Source organism: Acidovorax sp. GW821-FHT10E04 (assembly GCF_059415185.1).
In genome coordinates this window covers 1-1,298 of the sequence record NZ_JBWKMT010000015.1, presented here as the reverse complement: position 1 = coordinate 1,298, position 1,298 = coordinate 1, and the positions used below count along the sequence as shown (strand labels likewise).

The following is a 1,298-nucleotide window of genomic DNA, read 5'->3' as shown; positions in this document are numbered from 1 at the left end:
GGCCGCCCGAAAAGAAACCCCTGGAACCCCTCGCAGCCATGCAGCCGCAGGAACGACAGCTGCCCCGTCGTCTCCACCCCCTCGGCCACCACCTGCAGGTCCAGGCTCTTGGCCAGCGCCAGGATCGTGCGCACGATCGCCGCGTCGTTGGGGTCCGCCAGCACGTCCCGCACGAAGCTCTGGTCTATCTTCACCTGATCCAGCGGCAGTCTCTTGAGGTACGACAGGGACGAGTACCCTGTCCCGAAGTCGTCCAGCGCAAATCCCACCCCTTCGCTCTTGAGCTGCACCATCCGCGCGATGGTGTCCTCGATGTCTCCCAGCAGCAGGCTTTCTGTCAGCTCCAGCTTGAGCCTGCGCGGGTCCGCCTGGTGGCTGTGCAGGGTCTGCAAAACTTCGGCCACGAAGCCGGCCTGGCGAAACTGCCGCGCGCTCACGTTCACGGAGATGGACAGGTGCGCCGTGTCCGGGTGCTCTGCCCAGCGCTGCAGTTGCCGGCACGCGGTCTGCAGCACGTATTGCCCCAGCGGCAGGATCAGGCCTGTCTGCTCTGCCAGGGGGATGAAGTCGCCGGGGCTGATCATCCCGCGCTGGGGGTGGCGCCAGCGCACCAGGGCCTCGGCGCCCATGAGCTGGGACTGGTGGTCCACGACGGGCTGGTAGTGCACCAGCAGTTCTCCCCGCGCCAGCCCCTGGCGCAGGTCGGCCTCCAGGTTGGAGCGCGCGTTGACGGCCGCCTGCATGTCCGGGTCGAAGAAGCGCTGGGTGTTGCGCCCCGCCGCCTTGGCCTGGTACATGGCCAGGTCGGCGCGTTTGAGCAGTTCGTCCACGCTCAGGCGCTCGTCCCCAAAGAGGGTGATGCCGATGCTGGGGGTGCTGTAGTGCTGGGCGCCGTCCAGTTCGAAGGGCTGGTTCAGGCTGGCCAGGAGTTTCTCGGCCACGGTTTCCGCCTGCGCGGCCGCCTGCGGCAGCTGGGGCGCCAGGGCTTCGAGCATGACGACGAATTCGTCGCCGCCAAAGCGCGCGACGGTGTCGGCCTCGCGCACGCTGCCCACCAGGCGCGTGGCCACCTGCGCCAGGAGCTGGTCGCCCATGTCGTGGCCCAGGGTGTCGTTGAGGTCCTTGAAGTTGTCCAGGTCGATGAACAGCAGCGCGCCCAGGTTCCTGGTGCGCTGGCACGCGGCGATGGAGCGCTGCAGGCGATCGAGCAGCAGCCGCCGGTTGGGCAGGCCCGTCAGCGCGTCGAAGAACGCCAGGCGCTCGATCTCCTGCTCCGCTCGCTTGCGGTCCGTGATGTC

General features: G+C 68.3%; 1 protein-coding gene. It reads right to left on the bottom strand.

Features of this window, described 5'->3' with window-relative positions:
• The coding region (locus AC07OC_RS26050) for a putative bifunctional diguanylate cyclase/phosphodiesterase (RefSeq protein WP_218341917.1) at window positions 1-1,298 on the bottom strand (1,298 nt) is incomplete at both ends.